Here is a 6,448-nt window from a genome sequence, read left to right on the forward strand (position 1 = left end):
TAGCGTCCGAGGCGCTGAATCGTTAGAGCAACCCTTGGCGCACCACATCCGGCCGGTATCTTCCCGACGGTGGTTGCCTGCTTCAGGCGGTGGCTTCTTGCTGAGAGGGGTGCCATATGGCGTCGGCGGACAAGCGCGCCACCGTCACGCTCAAGGACGTCGCGACGGCGGTTGGGATCTCGCAGAGCGCCGCCTCGATGGCGCTGTCGAACCATCCGCGGATCAGTGAGACGACCAAGGAGGCGGTACGGGCCGCCTCGGCCAAGCTCGGCTACGTCCCGAACTCCGCGGGGCGGGCGCTGCGGGCGGGCCGTTCGACCTCCATCGCGGTCGTCGTGCCCAACACCGGCCAGCACGTCTTCGGCCACCCCTACTTCATGCACCTGCTGGTGGGGGTGACCGCGGAGGCCAACACCCGCGACGCCGCGCTCATGGTGTCGACCAACCCCGACGAGACCCACGGCGTCGCGGCGTACGAGCGGGTGCTGCGCTCGCAGGCCGCGTCAGGTGCGATCGTCGCCTCGGCCTCGATCAGCGACCCCAACGTCAACCGCATGGTGGACTCCGCGCTGCCGGTGGTCCTCATCGGGCGGTTCGTCCACCTGCCGCACGCGGTGAGCGTCGGGGTGGACGAGATCGCGGGCGCCGCGGCCATCACCCGCCACCTGGTGGAGGACCACGGGCTGACCCGTATCGCCCACATCAGCGGACCGCTCAACCACCAGACCGCGGTGGACCGTTACGAGGGCTTCCGCACCGCGCTCGCCGATTCGGGACGGCCCTGCACCCACACCCTGGCCGTCGGCGACTTCAGCGAGGAGTCCGGCAGGCTCGCCGCACGGCAGGTGCTGGACAGCATGTCCGACGTCCAGGCGATCTTCGCCGCCAATGACGAGATGGCCTACGGCGCGATGCTGGAGATCCGCTCCCGCGGGCTGCGCATACCGCAGGACATCGCGCTCGCCGGATACGACGACTTCGGCGTCTCCCGGCTCACCACGCCGGGGATCACCACCGTCCACGTCCCCGCCGAATCGCTCGGCCAGAAGGCCGCGGCCATCCTCTTCGACCTGGTGGACGGGACCGCACCCGACCCGGTCCACACCGTGCTGCCGTTCGACCTCGTGATCCGGGAGTCCTGCGGAAGCCACCCCGGCTGAGCGACCGCCCCGCCCAGCCACCGGCCACGGCCGAAGGCCAACGCCGTACCCAACAACCCCGCCCGGACGGGCGGCCCGTACCCAACATCCCCGCCCGGACGGGCGGCCCGAACCCAACACCCCCGCCCGGACGGGCGGTTCACGCCCAGGACCGGCGGTACGCGCCCGGTGACGGGTGGTTCACACCCGCACGCGGCTGACGCACGCCCGCGGACGGGTGATCGACGCCCGGAGACGGGCGGTGCGCGCCCCCGGACGGGCGGTGCGCAGAAGGAGACAGCCACATCGACCCTCCGACCCCGCAGCGACGGGGCACCGAACGGAATGGAACGATCGGTATGTACGTCAGATTCGGGAGAACGGCCGCGGCACTCGCCGCCGCCACCACGGTCTCACTCCTCCTCGCCGGCTGCGGCGACAACGGCGCGGGCGGCGGTACCTCCGGCGGCGTGGTCAAGCTGACCATGCTCACCGGCTTCACCGGCCCCGACGCCCCCTCGTACCAGGCGCTGATCAAGGAGTTCAACGCCGGCCACCCCAAGATCCAGGTCACGATGACGGCCGAACCCTGGGCCACCATCGGTCAGAAGCTGCCCGCCTCCTGGGCCACCGGCCAGGGCCCCGACCTGGCGACCCCCAGCTCCGACCCGGGCGCGATCTTCACCTACATCAAGACCAACTCGGTGCTGCCGCTCGACCCCGCGGTCGGTGCCGGCACCGGACAGATCGACTCCGCCGCCTTCCCCGCCGCCGTGAAGTCCGCCTTCACCGTCGACGGCAAGCTCTACGCGGTGCCCGCCAACATGGCCACGCTCGTGCTCTATTACAACAAGGCGATGTTCGCCGCCGCGGGCATCAGCCGGCCGCCCGCCACCGAGGACGAGTTCATCGCCGACGCCAAGAAGCTCACCAAGGGATCGGGCGGCAAGCCCAGCCAGTACGGCCTCTCGCTCGCCGACAACAACACGATCCAGATGTGGCCGATCCTCCAGTGGATGAGCGGCGGCGACATCGTCGGCCCCGACAACTGCGCCGTCGTCAACAGCCCCGCCAGCGTCCAGGCGCTGACCCGCTGGAGCCGTCTGGTCAGCCAGGACCACATCAGCCCGGTCGGCCAGGCGGGCGCGGACGCCGACACGCTGTTCTCCGCCAAGAAGGCCGCGATGGAGATCAACGGCCCGTGGGCCGCCGCGGGCTTCACGTCCGCGGGCGTCGACCTCGGCGTCGCCCAGGTCCCGGTCGGCTCCGCGGGCCCGGTGACACTGGCCTCGACGGTCCCGCTGATGATCGCCCGCACCTCCAAGCACCAGGCCGAGGCCAAGGAATTCCTCGCCTGGTACACCGGCAAGGCAGCCCAGACGCAGTTCTCGAAGGTCTCCGGATTCCCGCCCGCCCGCACCGACCTCGGCGGCGCCGTCAACGGCGATCCCACCGTCGCGCAGTTCGCCGCCGCGCTGCCGCACGCCAAGCTCTACCTCGCGGGCCAGCCGAACTCGACCCGCATCGACAGCGACGTCTACGTCCCGCTGATCCAGAAGATCGAACGCGGCGCCGACGTCCAGTCCGCCGCCGACTCGGCCGCCAAGGCGATCAATTCGCTCACCGGCTGCAAGAAGTAGCCCTCATGTCGAGCACACCCTTCCCCTCCGCAGGGAAGCCCGCACCCGTACGGCGGCGCAGGCCCCGTATCAACAGCGCCTATCTGTTCATCCTGCCGAGCGTCCTGCTCATCGGGGTGTTCATCGCGGAGCCGATCGTCCAGTCCGGCTGGATGAGCCTGCACGACTGGACCGTCGGCGAGGCCCGCCACAAATTCGTGGGTCTCGACAACTACACGGCGCTCTACCACGATTCGCGGTTCTGGAACGCGCTGCGCGTCACGGTGATCTACACCGCCGCCGTCTCCGTCGGACAAGTGCTGATCGCGCTGGCCATCGCCTCCCGGCTGCGCAGGACGACCTGGTATTCGGCGCTGCTGCGCACCGCGTATTTCTTCCCCTTCATCGCCTCGCTCGTGGTGAGCGGAATCGTCTGGAAATTCCTGCTCGACCCGCAGGTCGGCCTGGTCGACGCCTGGCTCTCCGGAATCGGCGTCACGCCTCCCGAATGGCTGCAATCCACCTCGCTGGCGCTGCCCACCGTCATTGCCGTGGGCATCTGGAAGAACGTCGGATTCACCATGATCGTGCTGCTCGCCGGTATGCAGCAGATCCCGCCCGACCTGTACGAGGCGGCGGCGCTCGACGGCGCGGGCGCGTGGCAGCGATTCCGCCATGTGACCCTGCCCGCGCTGCGCCCGGCACTGCTGTTCACCACGCTGATCGCCACGGTCACCGGGCTGCAACTGTTCGACCTGGTCTTTTCCATGACCAGCGGCGGCCCGATCTTCCACACGGAATCCGTCGTGATGTACCTGTACCAGAAGGGTTTCGTGGAATTCCAGATGGGCTACGCCAGCGCCGTCGCCTGGATTCTCTTCGTGATCATCCTGGCGATCTCCGCACTCCAACTGCGTCTGTCGAGGTTCCGCGATGCCGACTGACACACTCCGGCCGCGCCCCGCCAAGGGCGGCGCGAGCCCGTACGGGAACGGCCCCCGGCCGACCGGGCCGGTACGCCTGTGGCCCGCGGCCAAGGTCGCCGTCCGGTACGGCGCCAGGTGCGGCACGGTCCTGTCCTGGGCGGCCGTCACCGTCGGCGCGGTCGCGATGATCATCCCGTTCGTCTGGATGCTCGGCGTCGCCTTCAGGACCAACGCCGACTTGTACGCCGACCCCGCCCGGCTGATCCCGCGGGACTGGACCCTGCACGGCGTCCGCGCGGTGCTCGGCCAACTCCCGTTCGGCAAGCTCGTGCTCAACACGTTCGTCTTCGCGGGCGGCACGACCGTGCTCCTGCTGCTGTTCGACTCGATGACCGCGTTCGCGCTGGCCAGGCTGCGCTTCCGCGGTAAGAACGTGGTGTTCCTGCTGATCCTGGCCACGCTGATGGTGCCTTTCCAGGTCACCCTCGTGCCGGTCTTCCTGACGCTGTTCCACCTCGGCTGGCTCAATTCGTACCAGGGCCTGATCATTCCCCGCGCGACCAGCGCGCTGGGCATCTTCCTGCTCCGCCAGTTCTTCATGCAGTTGCCGCGCGAACTGGACGACGCGGCCAGGATCGACGGGGCCAACGACTTCACGGTCTACTGGCGGATCATCCTGCCCAACGCCAAACCGGCCCTCGCCTCGCTGTTCATCATCCAGTTCGCCGCGCTGTGGAACGACTTCCTGTGGCCGCTGGTCGTGACGAACAACGTCGACATGCAGACGCTGCCCGCGGCCCTGACGCTGTTCTCCAGTCAGTCGGGTGTGGACCACGCCGCGCTCATGGCGGGCGCCGCGATCTCCCTGAGTCCCCTGGCCATCGCCTTCCTCGTCCTCCAGCGTTTCTTCGTGCAGGGCGTCGCGACCACGGGAATCAAATAGCGCCGCCCAGCCGATTCCCCGCCGCCTTTCCGCGCCCGCGGCCGCCCCGCCATCCCCCCGCCATGCCGTACCGCTCCTTCCGCCCGCCCTTTTCCGCCATGCCCATTTCGCTGAGACATCACAGAGAAACCGGAGACCGGAGTGCTCACCTGCACCGCGACCATCGACCCCGCCTTCGTCATCGCCCCGGTTCCGCCGCGCCTGTTCGGCTCCTTCGTCGAACACATGGGCCGTTGCGTCTACGGAGGCATATACGAACCCGGCCACCCCGAGTCGGACGCCGACGGCCTGCGGCTCGACGTCATCAAGCTCACCCGTGAACTCGGCGTGAGCGCCGTCCGCTACCCCGGCGGCAACTTCGTGTCCGGCTACCGCTGGGAGGACGGTGTCGGCCCCCGCGACGAGCGCCAGGTCGCCCTCGACCTGGCCTGGCGCTCGCTCGAACCCAACACCTTCGGGCTCAACGAGTTCATGGCCTGGGCCAGACAGACCGACGTCGAACCGATCATGGCCGTCAACCTCGGCACCCGCGGCGTCGAGGACGCCTGCAATCTGCTCGAATACGCCAACTTCCCCGGCGGCACCCGCTACTCCGACCTGCGCATCGCCCACGGGGTCCGCGAACCGCACCGCATCAAGACCTGGTGCCTGGGCAACGAGATGGACGGCCCCTGGCAGGTCGGCCAGAAGACCGGCACCGAGTACGGCCGCCTGGCCGCCGAGACCGGGAAGGCCATGCGCCGGATCGACCCGTCGGTCGAGCTCGTCGCCTGCGGCAGCTCCAACGAACGGATGCCGACCTTCGGCTCCTGGGAGGCCGACGTCCTGGACGAGGCGTACGACGTGGTCGACTACATCTCGCTGCACGCGTACTTCGAGCAGCACGGCGACGACCGCGTGGGCTTCCTCGCCTCCGCGCAGGTCATGGACACCTTCATCGAGGGGGTCGTCGCCACCTGCGACCACATCGCCGCCAAGAAGCGCTCCCGCCGCAAGCTCCAGCTCTCCTTCGACGAGTGGAATCTCTGGTACGAGAGCCGGTTCGAGGGCCAGGACAACCTCGAATGGGCCCGGGCGCCCCGGCTGATCGAGGACGAGTACACCGTCGAGGACGCCGTCGTCCTCGGCAACCTCCTGATGAGCCTGCTCCGGCACAGCGACCGGGTGACCATCGCCTGCCTCGCGCAGCTCGTCAACGTCATCGCGCCCATCCGCACCGAACCCGACACCGGGGCCTGGCGGCAGACCATCTTCTACCCCTTCGCCCTCACCGCCCGGCACGCCCGCGGCGAGGTCCTGCGCGTCGAGCCGGACTCACCCGTCCTGCACTCCACGACGCTCGGTGACGTCGCCGCCGTCGACGTCACCGCCACCCGCGACCCCGAGACCGGCGAGACGACGATCTTCGCCGTCAACCGGGACGACACCCAGGCGGCCACCTTGCGGCTGCGGATGGCCGGCGCCGAGCACGACGTGGTCGAGCACGTCGTCCTCGGCGGCCAGGACCTGCTCGCCACGAATTCCAGGACGGCCCCCGGCCGCGTCGAGCCGCGCTCCAGCACCCGGCACTTCGTGGACGCCAACGGTCTGTCCGCCGAGCTTCCGCCGGTCTCCTGGACGATGATCCGGACGGCGCCGATCACGAGCTGATCCACCGGACCCTCTGCCTCCTGCTCCGCGCCGCCCGTACCCTGGAGCCGTTTCGACCCGTAGGCCGGATATGCCGCGGGGGGGGGGGGGGGGGGGGGGGGGGGGGGGGGGGGGGCGCGGGGGGGGGGGGGGGGGGGGGGGGGCCGCCGGGCGGCGGGGGCGGGGGGGGGC

General features: G+C 69.8%; 5 protein-coding genes. All 5 read left to right on the forward strand.

What is annotated here, in order from left to right:
* Window positions 1-116: 116 nt before the first annotated feature.
* Window positions 117-1,160, forward strand: coding sequence for a LacI family DNA-binding transcriptional regulator (locus ACIQCJ_RS26120; protein ID WP_355349695.1), 1,044 nt, complete (start codon window positions 117-119; stop codon window positions 1,158-1,160).
* 338 nt (window positions 1,161-1,498) lie between these two features.
* A complete protein-coding gene (locus ACIQCJ_RS26125) occupies window positions 1,499-2,779 on the forward strand; it encodes an ABC transporter substrate-binding protein (RefSeq protein ID WP_402712680.1) in 1,281 nt (426 codons plus the stop codon).
* Between the two features lie 5 nt (window positions 2,780-2,784).
* Window positions 2,785-3,702: a carbohydrate ABC transporter permease gene (locus ACIQCJ_RS26130; RefSeq protein ID WP_402712681.1), complete on the forward strand. Its 918-nt coding sequence runs from the start codon at window positions 2,785-2,787 to the stop codon at window positions 3,700-3,702.
* Window positions 3,692-4,627: an ABC transporter permease subunit gene (locus tag ACIQCJ_RS26135; RefSeq protein ID WP_391164217.1), complete on the forward strand. Its 936-nt coding sequence runs from the start codon at window positions 3,692-3,694 to the stop codon at window positions 4,625-4,627. Before ACIQCJ_RS26130 ends, ACIQCJ_RS26135 begins: the two co-directional genes overlap by 11 nt.
* A gap of 141 nt (window positions 4,628-4,768) precedes the next feature.
* The gene (locus ACIQCJ_RS26140) at window positions 4,769-6,277 is read left to right on the forward strand and encodes an alpha-L-arabinofuranosidase C-terminal domain-containing protein (protein ID WP_391052198.1); all 1,509 of its coding nucleotides are present in this window, start codon (window positions 4,769-4,771) and stop codon (window positions 6,275-6,277) included.
* Window positions 6,278-6,448 lie beyond the last annotated feature (171 nt).

The sequence above is a fragment of the Streptomyces sp. NPDC093221 genome (assembly GCF_044753885.1).
Taxonomy (GTDB): domain Bacteria; phylum Actinomycetota; class Actinomycetes; order Streptomycetales; family Streptomycetaceae; genus Actinacidiphila.